Source organism: Streptomyces taklimakanensis (genome assembly GCF_009709575.1).
Classification (GTDB): Bacteria; Actinomycetota; Actinomycetes; order Streptomycetales; family Streptomycetaceae; genus Streptomyces; species Streptomyces taklimakanensis.
The window spans coordinates 3,103,531-3,120,573 of record NZ_WIXO01000001.1 but is presented as its reverse complement, the minus strand read 5'-3'; the positions used below and the strand labels follow the sequence as shown (position 1 = coordinate 3,120,573).

The 17,043-nt window shown below is 72.0% G+C and carries 17 protein-coding genes and 1 tRNA gene; 14 read left to right on the top strand and 4 right to left on the bottom strand.

Features of this window, described 5'->3' with window-relative positions; genetic code table 11:
- Positions 1–122 precede the first annotated feature (122 nt).
- Complete coding sequence (locus F0L17_RS13605) at positions 123–1,748, bottom strand: cation:proton antiporter (RefSeq protein WP_155071283.1); 1,626 nt, start codon at positions 1,746–1,748, stop codon at positions 123–125.
- Positions 1,749–2,071: 323 nt separating this feature from the next.
- On the opposite strand from F0L17_RS13605, the gene F0L17_RS13600 reads away from it, so the two are divergent.
- Positions 2,072–3,244 carry a glutathione-independent formaldehyde dehydrogenase gene (locus F0L17_RS13600; protein ID WP_155071282.1) on the top strand — a complete coding sequence of 391 codons (1,173 nt, stop codon included), beginning with the start codon at positions 2,072–2,074 and terminating at the stop codon, positions 3,242–3,244.
- Between the two features lie 45 nt (positions 3,245–3,289).
- On the opposite strand, the gene F0L17_RS13595 is transcribed toward F0L17_RS13600, so the two are convergent.
- The gene (locus F0L17_RS13595; protein WP_338018077.1) at positions 3,290–4,120 is read right to left on the bottom strand and encodes a patatin-like phospholipase family protein; all 831 of its coding nucleotides are present in this window, start codon (positions 4,118–4,120) and stop codon (positions 3,290–3,292) included.
- A 215-nt stretch (positions 4,121–4,335) separates the two neighbouring features.
- Between F0L17_RS13595 and F0L17_RS13590 the strand changes: the two genes are divergently transcribed.
- The 4 genes from F0L17_RS13590 to F0L17_RS13575 all read left to right on the top strand — a co-directional run bounded on the left by F0L17_RS13590 (position 4,336) and on the right by F0L17_RS13575 (position 8,764).
- Positions 4,336–5,619, top strand: coding sequence for an FAD-binding protein (locus F0L17_RS13590; RefSeq protein WP_155071280.1), 1,284 nt, complete (start codon positions 4,336–4,338; stop codon positions 5,617–5,619).
- A 329-nt stretch (positions 5,620–5,948) separates the two neighbouring features.
- Positions 5,949–7,442, top strand: a complete 1,494-nt coding sequence (locus tag F0L17_RS13585) for a M28 family metallopeptidase (RefSeq protein WP_155073603.1) — start codon at positions 5,949–5,951, stop codon at positions 7,440–7,442.
- A 117-nt stretch (positions 7,443–7,559) separates the two neighbouring features.
- Positions 7,560–7,856: a type II toxin-antitoxin system VapB family antitoxin gene (locus F0L17_RS13580; RefSeq protein ID WP_162466166.1), complete on the top strand. Its 297-nt coding sequence runs from the start codon at positions 7,560–7,562 to the stop codon at positions 7,854–7,856.
- A 173-nt stretch (positions 7,857–8,029) separates the two neighbouring features.
- A complete protein-coding gene (locus F0L17_RS13575; RefSeq protein ID WP_155071279.1) occupies positions 8,030–8,764 on the top strand; it encodes a LytR C-terminal domain-containing protein in 735 nt (244 codons plus the stop codon).
- 64 nt (positions 8,765–8,828) lie between these two features.
- On the opposite strand, the gene upp is transcribed toward F0L17_RS13575, so the two are convergent.
- Positions 8,829–9,464, bottom strand: coding sequence for a uracil phosphoribosyltransferase (upp, locus tag F0L17_RS13570; protein WP_155071278.1), 636 nt, complete (start codon positions 9,462–9,464; stop codon positions 8,829–8,831).
- Between the two features lie 96 nt (positions 9,465–9,560).
- Between upp and F0L17_RS13565 the strand changes: the two genes are divergently transcribed.
- The 7 genes from F0L17_RS13565 (at position 9,561) to F0L17_RS13540 (ending at position 13,895) form a co-directional block, all read left to right on the top strand.
- Entirely contained in the window at positions 9,561–9,980 is a 420-nt protein-coding gene (locus F0L17_RS13565) for a hypothetical protein (RefSeq protein WP_202917872.1), read from the top strand.
- Positions 9,981–10,109: 129 nt separating this feature from the next.
- Positions 10,110–10,640 carry a tRNA adenosine deaminase-associated protein gene (locus tag F0L17_RS13560; protein WP_162466165.1) on the top strand — a complete coding sequence of 177 codons (531 nt, stop codon included), beginning with the start codon at positions 10,110–10,112 and terminating at the stop codon, positions 10,638–10,640.
- 136 nt (positions 10,641–10,776) lie between these two features.
- Positions 10,777–11,346, top strand: coding sequence for a tRNA adenosine(34) deaminase TadA (tadA, locus tag F0L17_RS13555; RefSeq protein ID WP_155071277.1), 570 nt, complete (start codon positions 10,777–10,779; stop codon positions 11,344–11,346).
- A 10-nt stretch (positions 11,347–11,356) separates the two neighbouring features.
- Positions 11,357–11,443 (top strand) — tRNA-Ser (locus F0L17_RS13550).
- A gap of 255 nt (positions 11,444–11,698) precedes the next feature.
- Positions 11,699–11,824, top strand: coding sequence for a hypothetical protein (locus F0L17_RS28065; protein WP_274389094.1), 126 nt, complete (start codon positions 11,699–11,701; stop codon positions 11,822–11,824).
- Between the two features lie 198 nt (positions 11,825–12,022).
- Entirely contained in the window at positions 12,023–12,841 is an 819-nt protein-coding gene (locus F0L17_RS13545) for a SigB/SigF/SigG family RNA polymerase sigma factor (RefSeq protein ID WP_162466164.1), read from the top strand.
- 202 nt (positions 12,842–13,043) lie between these two features.
- Positions 13,044–13,895 (top strand): RNA polymerase sigma factor SigF, encoded by an 852-nt coding sequence (locus F0L17_RS13540; protein ID WP_155071275.1) that lies wholly within the window; start codon positions 13,044–13,046, stop codon positions 13,893–13,895.
- A 209-nt stretch (positions 13,896–14,104) separates the two neighbouring features.
- Here the strand turns inward: F0L17_RS13540 and F0L17_RS13535 are convergent, their stop codons facing one another.
- Positions 14,105–14,311: a hypothetical protein gene (locus F0L17_RS13535; RefSeq protein ID WP_155071274.1), complete on the bottom strand. Its 207-nt coding sequence runs from the start codon at positions 14,309–14,311 to the stop codon at positions 14,105–14,107.
- A 215-nt stretch (positions 14,312–14,526) separates the two neighbouring features.
- On the opposite strand from F0L17_RS13535, the gene F0L17_RS13530 reads away from it, so the two are divergent.
- Positions 14,527–15,081 carry a MarR family winged helix-turn-helix transcriptional regulator gene (locus F0L17_RS13530; protein ID WP_155071273.1) on the top strand — a complete coding sequence of 185 codons (555 nt, stop codon included), beginning with the start codon at positions 14,527–14,529 and terminating at the stop codon, positions 15,079–15,081.
- 278 nt (positions 15,082–15,359) lie between these two features.
- On the top strand, positions 15,360–16,904 hold the full coding sequence (locus tag F0L17_RS13525) for an MDR family MFS transporter (RefSeq protein WP_238420565.1): 1,545 nt from the start codon (positions 15,360–15,362) through the stop codon (positions 16,902–16,904).
- Positions 16,905–17,043 lie beyond the last annotated feature (139 nt).

The window sequence follows — 17,043 nt, the reverse complement described above, 5'->3', positions numbered from 1 at the left end:
CCCCCGGACCGCGAGGCGGGGCGGACGCCCCCCTCGGATCGGATTGTGATGGACATGATGTAAATCCAGGTGATGATGCCACACAGGTCCGACAAGGGGTCTGTCGACCGACCGCCGCCCGGTCACCCGCGCAGCAGTTCGTCCAGCGCCTCGTTCGTCGCCGACGCGGCGACGTCGAAGGGCTCGATGACGAGGTCGACCCGGGCGGCGCGCAACTGTTCGGCGGCCCGCCTGCTGTGGGCGGTGAAGACCGTCCCGCCCCGGTAGCGGTGGTGCCGCAGACCGTGCAGCAGGACCTTGTTGGTCTCCAGCAGGGGGATGGTGCTGATCACGCAACGCGCCCGAGCCAGTGGCAGCGTCTCCAGGAAGTGCACGTCCTCGGCGCTGCCGAAGACGGCCGTCACCCCGTCCCGGTCGTTGCGCCTGACGCGGTGCGGGTCGAAGTCCACCGCCAGGACCCGGTGTCCGGAGGCGGTGAGCCGGTCGGCCAACAGGCTGCCGAAGCGTCCCAGCCCGTAGAGGATCACGTCGACGTCCCGGTGGGCCCCGGCCGGTTCCCGGTGCCCGTGCGTCCTGTCGAACCTGCTCAGCAGGCGCCCCAGACGCCGGTAGATCCGGTGGGAGTAGAGGATCAGGTAGGTGGAGCCGCCGATGGTGACCAGTCCCACGATGGTGATCAGGCTGACGGTGGCCCTGTCGATGTGTCCGAGGCCGTGCCCGAGGTTGGCCAGGATCAGGGAGAACTCCGAGATCTGGGCGACGGTGAGCCCGGCCAGGAACCCCACCCGCGCCGGGTAGCGCATCACCATCATGATCACGATGACGATCAGCGGGTTGCCGACGAGCACGAACAGGGAGAAGACCACCGCCGCCGTGATCTGCTCGGTGGCGTCCGCGAACTCCAGTCGAGCGCCGAGCTGGAGGAAGAAGAACAACAGCAGGAAGTCGCGCAGACTGACCAGCCGGGCGCCCAGGGCGTCACGGTAGGTGGTGGGGGCCAGCGAGACGCCGGCCAGGAACGCCCCCACCTCCGAGCCGAAGCCCAGCAACTCGCTCAACGCGGCGACCGAGACGGCGTAGGCCACCCCGAAGAGGACCAGCAGTTCCTGTGAGCGGGCGACGTGGTGCAACAGGCGGGGCAGGACGTACCGCATCAGCAGGGCGACCCCCGTCAGCAGCCCCAGGCCCTTGGCGAACACCAGCGCGATGTCCAGCGGGACGTCGTCCCCCGAGCGCTGCCCGAACGCGGTCAACGCGATCATCACCAGCACCACGACGATGTCCTGGACGATCAGGAAGCCCACCGCGATGCGGCCGTGGAGCTGCTCCAGCTCCCGCTTGTCGGAGAGCAGCTTCACGATGATGATCGTGGAGGAGAAGGTGAGCGCCACCGCCACGTACAGGGCCGTCACCGTGTCCATGCCCAGCAGCCGTGCGATCAGGTAGCCGACCACCGAGGTGAACACCACCTGGCCGAGTCCGGTGGCCAGCGCGACCGGCCCGGTGGTGCGGACCAGGTGGAGATCGAGCCGGAGGCCCACCAGGAACAGCAGGACGGCGATGCCCAGCCGGGCGAGCAGCCCGACGGTGCCCTCCGCCTCCACCCAGTCCAGGCCCGTGGGGCCGACCAGGATGCCGACGCCGATGAAGGCGACGATCAGTGGTTGCCGCAGCAGGGTGGCGAGCAGGCCCATGGCGGCGGACAACGCGAGGACGGCGGCGACGAGGGGGAAGTCGTGCGGTTCCATGGCCTGGCTCGTTCCGCGGGTCGGTCACCGGGGCGAGGGCGTCGGCTTCCGCCACCCTCCCGGGCGGCCCGTGGCCACCGGCAGACGCCGCGGCGGAAGCGACGACACGGGTACCGCCCCTGTTTGACGGCCTTTGCTCAAGATTAGTGCCTTTTGTCCTTTCGGAACCCGTGCCGACGCCTCCCGCCCGACGAGGTTTCGCCCCCACCCCCACGGACACCCGCCCACTCTCACCGAGGGCGAAGGCCATGCCTCGGACGACGCCTTCGCGGCACACCCACACCACGTCGACATCGACGAGACGAACGGAAGAGAGGCATCCCATGAAAGCCGTCGTCTACAAGGAACCGTTCAACGTGGCCGTGGAGGAGGTGGACGACCCCCGCGTCCAGGACCCCACGGACGTGGTCATCGAAGTCACGACGTCGGCCATCTGCGGTTCCGACCTGCACATGTACGAGGGGCGCACCGGCGCCGAGCCGGGCATCGTGTTCGGCCACGAGAACATGGGGACCGTCCGGGAGGTCGGCCCCGGTGTCGCCTCGGTGCGCGAGGGGGACCGGGTCGTCCTGCCGTTCAACGTCGCGTGCGGCTTCTGCAAGAACTGCCTGGCCGGGAAGACGGGCTTCTGCCTGACGGTCAACGAGGGCTTCGCGGGCGGTGCCTACGGCTACGTCTCGATGGGCCCCTACACGGGTGGACAGGCCCAGTACCTGCGCGTGCCGTTCGCCGACTTCAACTGTCTCCAACTCCCCAAGGGGGACGAGCACGAGGACGACTTCGCCCTGCTCGCCGACATCTTCCCCACCGGCTACCACGCGACCGAACTGGCACAGGTCTCCCCCGGGGAGACGGTGTGCGTGTTCGGTGCCGGCCCGGTCGGGTTGATGGCCGCCTACTCCTCGGTGCTGCGCGGAGCCTCTCGCGTCTTCGTCGTCGACCGGCAGCCGGACCGGCTCCGTCTCGCCGGACGGATCGGCGCGACCCCGATCGACTACACCGAGGGCGACGCCGCCGAGCAGATCAAGGAGCACACCGCCGGCGAGGGCACGGACAAGGGCATCGACGCCGTCGGCTACCAGGCCACCGTCCGCGAGGGCGAGGAGCAGCCCGCGATGGTGCTCAACACCCTGGTCGAGGCCGTGCGCCCCACCGGGATGCTGGGTGTCGTCGGACTGTACGTGCCGTCGGACCCCGGCGGGCCGAGCGAGAGCGCGAGGAAGGGCGAGCTGCTCTTCAAGATCGGCAGGTTCTTCGAGAAGGGCCTGCGGATGGGGACCGGGCAGGCGAACGTCAAGGCGTACAACCGGCACCTGCGTGACCTGATCATCGCGGGTCGGGCCACTCCGAGCTTCGTGGTCTCCCACCGGCTTCCGCTGGACGACGCCCCCGACGCCTACCGGCGCTTCGACCGCCGGGAGGAGGGCTGGACGAAGGTCCTGCTCAAGCCGGGGATGAGCGACGGTCACCGGACGGGGGACAAGGCCGCCGCGTAGGCCCCGCCCGGACGCTCCCGCCCGGACGCCCCCGACCCGACGCGGTCAGCCGCGCCACACTTCGGCCACGGCCTCGGCGTACCCGGCGGCCTGGGCGCGGCCCGCCCGCGCGGCGGGTCCCCTGCGCGCCGGGTCGAGGGCGTCGCGGCCGAAGGCGCGGCGCGCGGCGGCGTCCGGGGTGAGCAGGGCGACCTTCGAGCCGTCCGCCCTCAGTTCGGCGGCGTGCCGGGCCGCGGCCACGCCGGGGCCCTTGGCGACGGGGGCCAGGATCACGATCCTTCGGCAGCCGCGCGCCAGGTCGGCGTTGGTCGTGGAGCGCACACCGCCGTCGATCCACCGTCGTCCGCCGATCTCCAACGGCGGCCACACCCCCGGTAGTGTGCCGCTCGCGGTGACGGCCCGGAGCAGGTCGACCCCGCTGCCGGAGTGGAAGGCCGTCACCTCGCCGGTGTGCGCGTCGGCGGCGGCCACGCGCAGCGGGCGGTCGGGCCAGTCGCGCACCGGCAGCATCGCGCCCATGGTCCGCAGCGCCTCCTCCTCGGGGACGGTGCGGGCGGCCAGTGCCATCCGGCCCAGGTGGCGCGCCGTCGCCTTCGGGGTGCGGAAGGCGAGCATCGCCCACAGGAACCGCGCGACCACGGTGAACGGGACCTCGACGGTCGGTCCGTCCCCGTACGGGGCCGACTGCCGTTCGTGGATCTCCTCCACCGGCGTCCCGGACGCGATCCACGCGCCCATGACGGCGCCCGCCGAGGTGCCCACCAGCAGGTCGGCGTCGGTGAGGTCCACCCCGGCGTCGGCCAGTCCGGCCAGGACGCCGATCTCCCAGGCCCCTCCGGTGTGCCCGCCGCCGCCCAGTACGAGCGCCCGTTCCACCACGTTTCTCCCGCCCTTCCGAACCGATCCGCGCCAACAGACCGTGGAGTGCTCCCCGTTTTCCGTACGACTGTAGGGCAAAAACGGGGAGCACTCCACGCTTTTCTGTGACTTCCTTCCCGCCCTGGCGTACGCTCGCACGGCCGGAACACCCGGCGCGCCCCGGGCGCCGGGTGCCGGATGCCCGAGACCGGAGACCACAGGCAGGAGAGACCATGGCCGCGCAGCAGACCAACTGGGCGGGGAACGTGCGGTTCGCCGCCCGCGCCCTGCACCGGCCGACGACGACGGAGCGCCTCCGGGAGATCGTCACCGGCGGCGACCGCGTCCGGGTGCTGGGCTCGGGCCACTCCTTCAACCGGATCGCCGACACCACCGGCGACCTGGTCAGCCTCGACGACCTGCCCCGCACCATCGAGGTCGACTCCACGGCCGGGACGGTCCGGGTCGGCGCCGCCACCCGGTTCGCCGAGCTGTGCCCGGTGCTGCGGCGGCACGAACTGGCCCTGCCGAACCTGCCGTCCACCCCGCACTTCACCATCGCCGGCGCGTACGCCACCGGGACCCACGGCTCGGGCGACACCGGCGGCACCCTGGCCGCCGCCGTGCGCTCGGTGGAACTGCTCACGGCGGACGGCCGGGAAGTCGTCCTGACCCGGGGCGACGACGACTTCGAGGGCTCGGTCGTCTCCCTCGGCGCCCTCGGCGTCGTCACCGCCCTCACCGTGGGGACGTGCCCGGCGTTCGAGGTCGAACAGCACGTCCACGAGGGGCTGCCCTGGAAGGTGCTGACGGAGTGCCCGGAGGAGGTCCTCGGCGCCGCCTACAGCGTCAGCGTCTTCACCGACTGGATCGGTCCGGCGCGGGTGTGGGTCAAACACCGGGTCGGCGACCCGCTGTCCGACCTGACCCCGACCGGCGCCCGGCCCGCCGCCCGTCCCCATCACCCGATCGAGGGGATGCCCACCGCCAACGCCACCGAGCAGTTGGGCGTCCCCGGCCCGTGGGACGAGCGACTCCCCCACTTCCGCGCCGGTTTCATGCCCAGCGTCGGGGACGAACTGCAGTCGGAGTACTTCGTGCCCCGCGCCGCCGCCGGCGAGGCGGTGGGCGCCCTGCGCGAGCTCGGCCCGCTGCTGGCCCCCGTCCTCCGGGTCTCCGAGATACGCACCGTGGCGGCCGACCCGCACTGGCTCAGTCCCGCCCACGGCCGTGACAGCGTCGCCTTCCACTTCACCTGGACGTCCGACGCCCGCGCCGTCGCGCCCGTGCTGCTCCGCGTCGAGGAGGCGCTCGCCCCCTTCGACGCGCGCCCCCACTGGGGGAAGCTCTCCTCCGTCGCCCCCCGGACGCTGGGCGCCTCCTACGAGCGCTGGGACGACTTCCGCGACCTGATGCGCCGCCACGACCCGACGGGCACGTTCCGCAACGCGCTGGTCGAGCACTGGTTCGCCCCGAAGGAGGACGCGGAGGGGACGCCCGCCCCGCGCGACGTCTGACCGGCCCGCCACCCACCCCGTCCCCCGCGCCGGTCTTCCGCGGCCGGCGCGGCGTCGACGCTTCCCGAAACGGCCGGGTTTGGCCTCGCACCCGGGCGGCTCGGCTCCCCCGAACCGGGTCGGTCGAGCCCGGGTTGTTCCCACCGGGCCGACCAGTCGCTACCTTCCCTTCCACCGCGTCCGCAACCCGGACACGCGGCCCCTCACGTCGAACAGCCCTGTCCCAGCTGTCGCACCGGAAGGAACCTCCCGTGCAAGCACCCATCCACAGAGGCAGGAAGCACAGACTCCTCGCGGCCGCCGCGGCCGCCTCGCTCGCCGCACCGCTGATGCTCGCCGCCGGCGCCACGTCCGCCACGGCGGCCCCCGACCCCGCGGAGAAGGGGGAGCGGCTGGCGAGGAAGCTGGTCCGGCAGGCGAGCGCCGAGGGCGCCCTGCGACACCTGCGGGCGTTCCAGGCGATCGCCACCCTCAACGACGGGAACCGCGCCGCCGGCACCCCCGGCCACGAGTGGTCCGCGAAGTACGCGGGCACGCTGCTCAAGGCCGCCGGCTACGAGGTCACCTACCAGAACTTCGACTTCATCTACCGCGAGACCCTCGCGGAGAGGCTCTCGGTCCTCTCCCCCGCCGAGCGCGACGTTCCGATCACGCTGATGACGTACACCACGAGCACCCCCGAGGGCGGCATCGAAGCACCTGTCGCGGCCGTGCCCGTGGACGCGGACGACACCACCGGCTGCACCGCCGAGGACTTCGCGTCCGGCGACTACACCGGGCGGATCGCCCTGATCCGGCGCGGCGGCTGTTCCTTCGCCGAGAAACAGGCCGCGGCCGCCGACGCCGGCGCGGTCGGCGCGGTCATCTACAACAACACCGACGGGGAGCTCAACGGCACCCTCGGCGACGCCTCGGCGGGGCGCATCCCCACCGGCGGCATCACGCGGGAGGCCGGCGAGGCGCTGGCCGCCGACGTCGCCGCGGGGACGGTCACCGTCAACCTGGAGATCCGCGAGTTCCACGAGACGCGCAGCACGCCCAACGTCATCGCCGAGACCCGCGGCGGCGACCCGGACAACGTGGTGATGTTCGGAGCCCACCTGGACTCCGTCCCCGAGGGTCCCGGCATCAACGACAACGCCTCCGGCTCGGCGGGCATCCTGGAGGCCGCGCTCCGGCTCGCCAAGGCCGACCGGAAGGGCGAGCACGCCAACAAGGTGCGCTTCGCGCTGTGGACGGCCGAGGAGGTCGGTCTCCAGGGCGCCGAGCACTACGTGACCAACCTCCCCGCGGCCGAGCGCGAGAAGATCGCCCTCTACCTCAACTTCGACATGATCGCCTCACCCAACTACGGCCTGTTCGTCTACGACGGCGACGACTCCGACGGCGTCGGCGCCGGTCCGGGTCCGGAGGGCTCGGCACAGTTGGAGCACGCGATCAACACCTTCATGCGCTCGCAGGGACACGAGCCGCGCGGCACCGACTTCACCGGACGCTCCGACTACGGCCCGTTCATCGCGGCGGGCATCCCCTCCGGCGGCACCTTCACCGGCGCCGAGGGCGTCAAGACACCGGAGCAGGCCGCCCTGTGGGGCGGCGAGGCCGGGGTCGCGTACGACGCGTGCTACCACCAGGAGTGCGACGACCTGGGCAACATCGACCGGAAGGCGCTGGGCATCAACGTCGACGTGATCGCCAACGCCGTCGGCACCTACGCCTGGGACACCGGCTCGCTCTCCGAGGAGGTGCCCTTCGAGTCCACCGAGGGCACCGCGGGCAGCGGCGGCGGTCTGCACGACCACGAGCACGACCTCACCGCCTGACCCCGGTCCGTCTCCGCCGGTCGGTCCGACCGGCGGAGACGGACCGACCGGCGCGGGCGCTCCCGACCCGCGTGCGGAAGGCTGCGCCCCGCGGCACCGGACCGGTAGGCTTTCCGTGTGATCTTCAAGCGAATCGGAAACGGGCGCCCGTACCCGGACCATGGCCGGGACAGCACCCGCCAGTGGGCGGATGTCGCCCCGCGGCCGGTGCGCCTTGACCAGCTCGTCACCACCAAGGGGCAGCTCGACCTGGAGACCCTGCTCGCCGAGGACTCCACCTTCTACGGCGACCTCTTCGCCCACGTCGTGAAGTGGAACGGGGATCTCTACCTGGAGGACGGTCTGCACCGTGCCGTACGGGCGGCCCTCCAGCAGCGTCAGGTGCTGCACGCGCGCGTCCTCGAACTCGACTGAGGCGCCGGAAGGGCGGACGGTCGTCCCGACCGGCGCGGCGCCCCGCGCGCCCGACGTCCCCGGCGCCTCCGTACCCCGTCACGGGGGTCCGCGTTGGCCCTTTCGGGGCGGAGTGCGGTGCGTGCGTTGATCGTTTAGTAGGCATTACGGCCTCTCCGCACTACGCTGCGCCCATGAGCATGCTCACTCCTCCCGGCATGGGCGGCAAGTACCGCATCACGGGTAACAGCTACCCGCGCATGCGACGACCGCGCAGGCGCCGCAGGATCGTCGCCGCCACGGTCGCGGCGACCGCCGCCCTCGGAGTGCTCTCCTGGGGGACGGTGCAGCTCTACGACACCTTCGTCGGTGACGACGCCTCGGCGCGGATCGCCGCCGACGGCCGGAACTGCGAGCCCGGGACGGGCGGGAAGGACGGCGGCGGAGCCTCCGCGCGCCCCGCCGAGGACTCCCGGAGGACAGCCTCCCGCACGCCCGGCGCCCTGCCGAAGCCCTCGGCCGTCACGGTGAACGTCTACAACGCCACCACCCGAGCCGGTCTGGCGAAGAAGACCGCGGAGACACTGGAGAAGCGCGGCTTCCGGATCGGCGAGGTGGCCAACGCCCCGGCGTCGCTGGACAAGAAGGTCAAGGAGGCCGGGCTGCTGATGGGCCCGCCGAGCACGTACCGCACCGGGGCCTTCGACGTTCTGCGGACCCACTTCCCCGAGGCCGACATCAGGCCCGTCGAACGGAACGCCCCCTCACGGCCCTCCGCCTCGCCGGGGGCCGACAAGCCCGCCGAGGGCACCGTGGTCGACCTGGTGATCGGCAACGGCTTCGACGGACTGGCGGCGGAGAAGGCCGCGCGCAAGGCCATGGCCGCCCTCGCCACCCCGTCCCCCTCGCCGTCCCCCTCGATCTGTTGAGGGGCGCGCCGGGGCCGGGCGACGAGGGGTTCGGGCCACCCCGGCCCCCGGCTCCCGGGAACGGCTAGCCGGCCGTCCCGTACATGCGGTCGCCCGCGTCGCCGAGGCCCGGCACGATGTAGCCGTCCTCGTTGAGCCGCTCGTCGACGGACGCGGTGACCACCGTCACCGGAGTGCCCTCCAGCTCGCGCTCCATCAGCTCCACGCCCTCGGGCGCGGCCAGCAGGCACAGCGCCGTGACATCGTCGGCCCCACGCCTGATCAGCTCGCGGATCGCCGCCACCAGCGTGCCGCCGGTCGCCAGCATCGGGTCCAGCACGTACACCTGGCGCCCGGAGAGGTCGTCCGGCATCCGGGTCGCGTACGTGGACGCCTGGAGCGTCCGCTCGTCGCGGATCATGCCGAGGAAACCGACCTCGGCGGTGGGCAGCAGCCGCACCATTCCGTCCAGCATTCCCAGGCCGGCCCGGAGGATCGGCACCACCAGCGGGCGGGGGTGGGAGAGCCGGACACCCGTCGTCCGCGTCACCGGGGTGGTGATGTCCACCGACTCGGTCCGCACGTCCCGGGTCGCCTCGTAGGCGAGCAGGGTCACCAGCTCGTCGGCGAGCCGCCGGAAGGTGGGAGAGTCGGTGCGCTCGTCGCGCAGCGTGGTGAGTTTGTGCGCCACCAGCGGGTGGTCGACGACGTGAATCCGCATGCCCCGACAGTAACCCGAGGCACTGTTCGCGGTCGCACTGGCGTACAGGCGCCTTTTCGGGGGACAGTGAACTGGTACGACCGGAGGTGTGGCCGTATGCCCGAACCGAGGGAACAGCAGGACGACGCGCCCGAGACCGGCCGGGCGCGCATACGCGAGGCCCGGCCGGCGCGGAGGGGCGAGCAGGGCCGCCGGGACCGGCGGCCTCCCCTGCCGGACGGGCGGGCACAACGGCCCGACGGGACCGAGCGGGAGGGCCGGGACGAGCGGACCGGCCCGGGTCCCGAGGACGGCCGGGGCCGGCCGGACCGTCGGGAGCGACGGGAGCGACAGGAACAGCCCGTGGGCCCGCCGGCGCCCGGTGAGACCGAGAGCGACGTGGAGCGGCGCCGTCGCCGGGCGGTCTTCCTGCGCGAGCTGAACGAGGCGAAGGCCCTGCGCGAGAGGGTCCAACCGCGCCGCGCCCGCGCCGCACGCATGCGGCAGGCGATGCGCATGCGGACATTTCGCTGGTAGACCGCGCAACACCCGCGCGACGCACAGCCCGAAGACCTCTCGTGAGGCGCCGGTTTCTGCCACGATTCCGATTGGGCGGGGCGCGGTCCCGTCAGCACTCGGGCACCTGAAACCAGTGGGAGAGTCACGGTGTACTTCGCCGCACTGCTCGCGCGCACCGAAGACGGGTGGGAAGCGAGCGACACGGAACTCGACGAGGTCGAGACGCTGGCCGATCTCGCCGACCTGGCCCGGGAGGCCACTGAGGACGACGAGCCGGTCCTGGTCTGCATCGAACAGGAGGGCGCGTGGTTCGGCGTCGTCCGGGTCGAGGGCGAGGACGACCCTCGCATCTTCGTGTCGGACGCGGCCGCGGCCGCGCGCAGCTCGTACGGGGAGATCCTGCTCACCGACGAACTCCTCGGCCGTGAGCCGGACGAGCGGGACGACCTCGACCTGCTCGTCGACCTCGACGGCACCGAGGACGGCGAGCCTCCGCGGAACGAGGAGGACGACGAGGGCGGTGTCGGCTCGGTCCCGGCGGGGCCGGTGGGCGACACCGACCTGCTGGCCGACTTCGGCGTGGAGGGGAGGGTGCTCCTCTCGCTGACCCCGCAGGACGCGCTGGGCGAGATCGCCGACGCGCTCGGCTGCACGGACATGCTGGAGGCCGTCCGGTAGGGGCCGTGGGCCCGTGGGGGCCGTCCGGGGAGCACGGGCCGTTCGGCGCCCGGTCGAACGGCCGGACCGTGACGCGACCGCCACGAGGGCGGGGAGCCCTCGCGGCGGTCGGTGGCGCGGGCGGGACACTGGTGCCATGAACGTCCCGCCACCGTCCGATCCGACGGCCGCCCCGGCCGACCCCCTGCGCGACCCGTGGCGGCCCGCCGTGCGCCGTGCCCTGGAGGAGGCCGCGCGGGCCCCCGAGACCGGCGACGTCCCCGTCGGCGCGGTCGTCCTGGGCCCGCGCGGCGAGGTGCTCGGCCGCGGCCGGAACGAGCGCGAGGCCACCGGCGACCCCACGGCGCACGCCGAGGTCCTGGCGCTCCGCGAGGCCGCCCGCGCGCTCGGCGCGTGGCGACTCTCCGGCTGCACCCTGGTGGTGACGTTGGAGCCGTGCACGATGTGCGCCGGCGCGATCGTGCTGTCCCGGGTGGACCGGGTGGTCTACGGAGCGGCCGACGAGAAGGCCGGCGCGGTCGGCTCGCTGTGGGACGTCGTGCGGGACCGCAGGCTCAACCACCGTCCGGAGGTGGTCTCCGGGGTGCTCGAACGGGAGTGCGCCGCGCTGCTGACCGAGTTCTTCCGCGGTTCGGGCCGGGGCTCCGGCGGCCGTCGGGACACCCGTGCGGACACCGATTTCGGACCACGCCCACCCGTGGGCTAAGCTCTCCCTCGGTAGCGTGTCCGAGCGGCCGAAGGAGCTCGCCTCGAAAGCGAGTGTGGGGGCAACTCCACCGTGGGTTCAAATCCCACCGCTACCGCTGTGGTCGAAGGGCCTCCTCGCTTCCGAGGGGGCCCTTCGTCGTGTCGCGGTGGACATGTCGTGTCCGGGCCCCGGGAGGGGGTCGTCCCCCTCCGCCGCGGCCCGCGCCGCCGGACCACTGGGACTGCGGGGCGGCGCCGGTTTAGACTCTCGCGACCGCCTGAGCGGGTCTTGTGTTCGGGGACACTCGGGGATGTTCGGGAGAGGCAGGACGACTGTGGACGCGAAGAAGGTAGGGCTCTACGCACTCCTCGTGTTCCTCCTGTACACGATCATCACCTCCCCGGACCGCTCCGCCGAACTGGTCGGCGTGGGCTTCGAGGGCATATCGAACGCCGCGAAGGGCGTCGGCACCTTCATGACCGAACTGGTCAACTGAGCCCCCTCACCCTCGAAAGGCCGTGCCGCGCTCCGTCGGCCCGTGCGACCGGTCGCCGCCCGACTGCCCCGGACGGGGGTCGGCCGTGCGCGCAACCACAAAAACACGGAGTTGCACGGTGCTTGCACACAGTGCATATGACTTGTGATGCTATGACCGCTTTTGCCGGATGAGTCAACTGAAGGGGTTGGACGAACGGTGGCGGCCACGCAGACCCTTCCCCGGACTTCGACCGGGTCGGCCCCCAGCCGTCGGAGCGCCGAGACCCGCGCCCTGACGCAGGTCCTCTTCGAGAGGCTCTCCGGCCTGGAGTCCGGCAGCCCCGAGCACGAGCGGGTCCGCGGTGCCCTCATCGAGGCCAACATCCCCCTGGTCCGCTACGTCGCCGCCCGCTTCCGCAGCCGCAACGAGCCGATGGAGGACATCGTCCAGGTCGGCACCATCGGCCTGATCAACGCCATCGACCGCTTCGACCCCACCCGCGGCGTCCAGTTCCCGACGTTCGCCATGCCCACGATCATCGGCGAGATCCGGCGCTACTTCCGCGACAACGTCCGCACCGTGCACGTGCCCAGACGGTTGCACGAGCTGTGGGTGCAGGTCAGCGGTGCGACGGAGGACCTGACGGTGCTGCACGGCCGCTCCCCCAGCACCGCCGAGATCGCCGAGCGGCTGCGGATCAGCGAGGAGGACGTCCTCGCCTGCCTGGAGGCCGGCCGCGCCTACCGGGCCACCTCCCTGGAGGCTGCCCAGGAGCGCGAGGACGGTCTGCCCGGACTCATCGACCGGCTCGGCTACGAGGATCCGGCGCTGGACGGCGTGGAGCACCGCGACCTCGTGCGGCACCTGCTCGTCCAGCTCCCCGAGCGCGAGCAGCGCATCCTGTTGCTGCGGTACTACCGGAACCTGACGCAGTCGCAGATCAGCGCCGAGTTGGGCGTCTCGCAGATGCACGTGTCCCGACTGCTGTCGCGGAGCTTCGCCCGTCTGCGTGCCGCAAATCCCCTCGACGCGTAATCCTCGGGGGTGACACACGTTCGGACGCATCCCCGTCCCCAGCAGTGCAGTTTTGTCGACAAGGGGCTACGTCGTGTTGCCCTCTTGTGACATTCTGCAAGAACTGCGTTTGCCGCGACGGCGCCGCCGGTATCCACCGAGAGGTGCCTCCCTCGCGTCCGAGGGTGCCGCCGCGACCCGTCCGCGACCTCAAGGGGGTGGCATGTCCGTAGAACTGGGCAGCTCGAAGGTGCTCGTCGAGACCGAGCAGAAGATCGACGAAGCACCGTACGTTCCCGCCGACTGCGACACCATCGACACCCGCACCCTCTCCCGCTCCCTCTTCCAGCGGCTGGCCGCGCTCGACGCGGACAGCCCCGAACGCGCCTACGTACGCGACACCCTCATCGAACTCAACCTCCCGCTCGTGCGGTACGCGGCGGCCCGCTTCCGCAGCCGCAACGAGCCGATGGAGGACATCGTCCAGGTCGGCACCATCGGCCTGATCAAGGCCATCGACCGCTTCGACTGCGAACGCGGCGTGGAGTTCCCGACGTTCGCGATGCCGACGGTCGTCGGCGAGATCAAGCGCTTCTTCCGCGACACCTCCTGGTCCGTGCGCGTCCCCCGCCGCCTCCAGGAGCTGCGCCTGGCGCTCACCAAGGCCGGCGACGAACTCTCACAGAAGCTCGACCGCTCCCCGACGGTGGCCGAGCTGGCCGGCGCGCTCGGGGTGTCCGAGGAGGACGTGGTGGACGGGCTCGCCGTGGGCAACGCCTACACGGCCAGCTCCCTGGACTCCCCGGCTCCCGAGGAGGAGGGCGGCGAGGGGTCCCTCGCGGACCGCCTGGGGTACGAGGACAGCGCGCTGGAGGGCGTGGAGTACCGCGAGTCGCTCAAGCCGCTGCTGGCCAAACTGCCGCCGCGCGAACGGCAGATCATCATGCTGCGCTTCTTCGCGAACATGACGCAGTCGCAGATCGGCGAGCGCGTCGGCATCTCGCAGATGCACGTCTCACGGCTGCTGACGCGTACGCTCGCGCAGCTCCGGGAGGGTCTGATCGCCGAGGAGTGACGGGGCACGGCGGAAGGAGGAGAACCGCCGTCGCGCACATGCGCGAGCCGTACGCGCACGGCCGCGCTCATACGGGTGGACAGCCGCAGGACGGACAGGACGTCGTCCGGCGGCTGTCCCCGTTCCCGGGCCGTTCCGTCCCCTTCCGAGAAGCCCGGCCGGGGACGGTGACGGATGGGGCGACGGACGCCGACGGGTCGGCGGTCCGCTCAGGAGAGGGCGAACCAGACGACCGCGGCGATGGCCGCGACGGCGACGACGATCCCGACGATCAGACCGACCCGCGGCCCGGAGGAGGGAGTGGCCGCGGGCGGGCGCGGCCCCTCCTCGTCGACGAACGCGCGGAACATCTGGGTGCTTCCGGCCGGGTCGTGGTTGCCCGCCGGGCCCTGGGGTGCATGGGGGTTGTGAGCCATGCCTCAGGACCCTAGCGAACTCGGCGGTAGCCGGTCACCTCGCCCGGGTCGTCCAACCGCCCCGTGCGGGAGCCACCCGTACTTGGTGAGCGGTACACCCAACCTTGACGAACTGTTTGCCCCGTCACGTCCGATTTCATTTGCTTGGGACCACCAACAAAACATATGGTTGCCCTAAGCAACAATCTCTGCGGCCGTACGGGGAGGAGGCACCGATGACGACGTCCGCGTCCCCGCCCACCACACCCACCGGCGCTTCGGCGCCGTCCGCGGCCGCCTCCCACGGGGAGCTGGCCCGGGAGATCGGTCTCGTCGGCACCGTCCGTCGTGAACTGGCCCGCAACCTGCCGCACGACTGCCCGCCCCCGTCGGCGTCCGTGCTGGCCCTCCTGCGGCGCCACGGTGAGATGCGGATGACCCGGCTCGCCGACCTGATGGGCATCGACGTGTCCGTCGCCAGTCGCCATGTCGCGCACGCCGTCGAGCACGGCTGGATCGACCGGCGCCCCGACCCCCTCGACGGCCGGGTCCGCCTGCTGCGGCTGACCGGAAGCGGCGAGGGAGTGCTGACCGAGATGCACGCGTGCGTCAGCCGGACGCTCGCCCACCACCTCGCGGACTGGTCCGCCGAGGACGTCGGCCGCCTGGCCGAACTGCTGTCCCGGCTGCGGACGGGCTTCGAGGACTGCGACTGCCGCCGCACCACCAGAGGCGCCCGGGGCGTTCCCCCGCACCCCGCGGCCCCCCGCCCCGCCACCACCGACGGCTGAGCGGGCGGAACACCGCCGGCACCGGCACGCGCCCGTCGCGCGGCCCGCCGCGCGGAGCACCACGGAGCACACGGCCCGCCCGTGATCGACCGGTACGGCCCGATCCGCCGCGCCGATCCGTCGGGCGCGGCCGGCACAGCACGGCCGGGCCCGGTCACCGGCACGACTCGACGACCCGGAAAGAGACAGAAGGCAAGGAGCGCATGGCCACGTCCATACAACCGAAGGCACGGCGGGACGACGCCCCCCGTGCCGAGCAGGGTGCCGAATCGGCGATCATGTCGCACCGGCAGATCATGGAGGCGCTGTCCGGGCTGCTGCTCGGCATGTTCGTCTCGATCCTGTCCTCGACCGTCGTCTCCAACGCCCTGCCCCAGATCATCTCGGACCTGGGCGGCGGCCAGAGCGCCTACACCTGGGTGGTGACGGCGGCGCTGCTGACCATGACCGCCTCCACCCCGCTGTGGGGCAAGCTCGCCGATCTGTTCAGCAAGAAGCTGCTGGTGCAGTTGGCGCTGGTGACCTTCGTTCTGGCCTCCGCCGGAGCCGGACTGGCGCAGGACACCGGCACGCTGATCGCCTTCCGAGCCGTACAGGGCCTGGGCGCGGGCGGTCTGGCCGCCCTCTCCCAGATCATCATCGCCGCGATGATCCCCCCGCGCGAGCGCGGCCGGTACAGCGGCTACCTGGGCGCCACCTTCGCCGTCGCCACGGTGGGTGGTCCGCTGCTCGGCGGTGTGATCACCGACACCTCCTGGCTCGGCTGGCGCTGGTGCTTCTACGTGGGCGTACCGTTCGCCGTCCTCGCCCTGGTCGTGCTCCAGAAGACGCTGCACCTGCCGGTGGTGAAGCGCGAGGGCGTGAAGGTCGACTGGCCGGGCGCCTTCCTGATCACCGCCTCCGTCTCCCTGTTGCTGATATGGGTCACGCTGGCCGGGGACAGCTACGACTGGCTCTCCTGGCAGACGTACACGATGGTCGGCACTTCGATCGTCCTCGCCCTGATCTTCGTCCTCGTCGAGTCGCGCGCCGCCGAGCCGATCATCCCGCTCGGCCTCTTCCGCAACCGCACCATCACGCTCACCTCGTTCGCCTCGCTCTTCGTCGGCATCGCGATGTTCGGCGCGACCGTCTTCCTCAGCCAGTACTTCCAGCTCGCCCGCGGCGAGTCGCCGACCATGTCCGGCGTGTTGACGATCCCGATGATCGGCGGACTCTTCGTCTCCTCCACCGTCTCCGGTCTGGTCATCACCCGCACCGGCCGCTGGAAGGTGTGGCTGGTCTCGGGCGGCGTCCTGCTCTCCGCCGGTCTCGGGCTGCTGGGGACCATGCGCCACGACACCCCGTACTGGCACGTCGCCGTCTTCATGGCGCTGTTGGGCACGGGCATCGGCATGATGATGCAGAACCTCGTCCTGGCCTCCCAGAACCAGGTGGCCCTCTCCGAGTTGGGCGCGGCCAGCTCCGTGCTCACCTTCTTCCGCTCGCTCGGCGGTGCGGTCGGCGTCTCGGTCCTCGGCGCGGTGCTCGCCCAGCGCATCACCGACTACGTCTCGGACGGCATGACGAGGCTGGGCGTCCCCTCCGAGGGCGCGACCGGCGGCAACGGCAGTGCCATCCCCGATCTGGAGGCGCTCCCCGGCCCGATCCGCACGGTCGTGGAGAGCGCGTACGGTCACGGTGTCGCCGACATCTACCTCTACGCCGCTCCGGTCGCGGTGGTGGCGCTGCTGTTGGTGCTGTTCGTCCGGGAGGTGCCGCTGCGCACGGCGCTGGACGCCTCGTCGGAGAACGCGGACGTCCCACGGACGACCTCGTCCTGACTCCTCCCCGCCCTGCGGCTCCCCGCCCTGCGGCTCCCCGGCCTGCGACCGCGTCGCACGACGGCCCCGGTGGACTCCTCCGCCGGGGCCGTCTCCGTCGTTCGCACACCACTACCTCGGACCACCCCGAGAGGGCGAA

What these genes read in the sequence shown, in the direction of transcription:
- F0L17_RS13605 (WP_155071283.1), bottom strand. Translation starts at nt 1,748, where the DNA reads ATGGAACCGCACGACTTCCCCCTCGTCGCCGCCGTCCTCGCGTTGTCC.
- F0L17_RS13600 (WP_155071282.1), top strand. Translation starts at nt 2,072, where the DNA reads ATGAAAGCCGTCGTCTACAAGGAACCGTTCAACGTGGCCGTGGAGGAG.
- F0L17_RS13590 (WP_155071280.1), top strand. Translation starts at nt 4,336, where the DNA reads ATGGCCGCGCAGCAGACCAACTGGGCGGGGAACGTGCGGTTCGCCGCC.
- F0L17_RS13585 (WP_155073603.1), top strand. Translation starts at nt 5,949, where the DNA reads ATGCTCGCCGCCGGCGCCACGTCCGCCACGGCGGCCCCCGACCCCGCG.
- F0L17_RS13575 (WP_155071279.1), top strand. Translation starts at nt 8,030, where the DNA reads ATGAGCATGCTCACTCCTCCCGGCATGGGCGGCAAGTACCGCATCACG.
- upp (WP_155071278.1), bottom strand. Translation starts at nt 9,464, where the DNA reads ATGCGGATTCACGTCGTCGACCACCCGCTGGTGGCGCACAAACTCACC.
- F0L17_RS13565 (WP_202917872.1), top strand. Translation starts at nt 9,561, where the DNA reads ATGCCCGAACCGAGGGAACAGCAGGACGACGCGCCCGAGACCGGCCGG.
- tadA (WP_155071277.1), top strand. Translation starts at nt 10,777, where the DNA reads ATGAACGTCCCGCCACCGTCCGATCCGACGGCCGCCCCGGCCGACCCC.
- F0L17_RS13540 (WP_155071275.1), top strand. Translation starts at nt 13,044, where the DNA reads ATGTCCGTAGAACTGGGCAGCTCGAAGGTGCTCGTCGAGACCGAGCAG.
- F0L17_RS13535 (WP_155071274.1), bottom strand. Translation starts at nt 14,311, where the DNA reads ATGGCTCACAACCCCCATGCACCCCAGGGCCCGGCGGGCAACCACGAC.
- F0L17_RS13530 (WP_155071273.1), top strand. Translation starts at nt 14,527, where the DNA reads ATGACGACGTCCGCGTCCCCGCCCACCACACCCACCGGCGCTTCGGCG.
- F0L17_RS13525 (WP_238420565.1), top strand. Translation starts at nt 15,360, where the DNA reads ATGTCGCACCGGCAGATCATGGAGGCGCTGTCCGGGCTGCTGCTCGGC.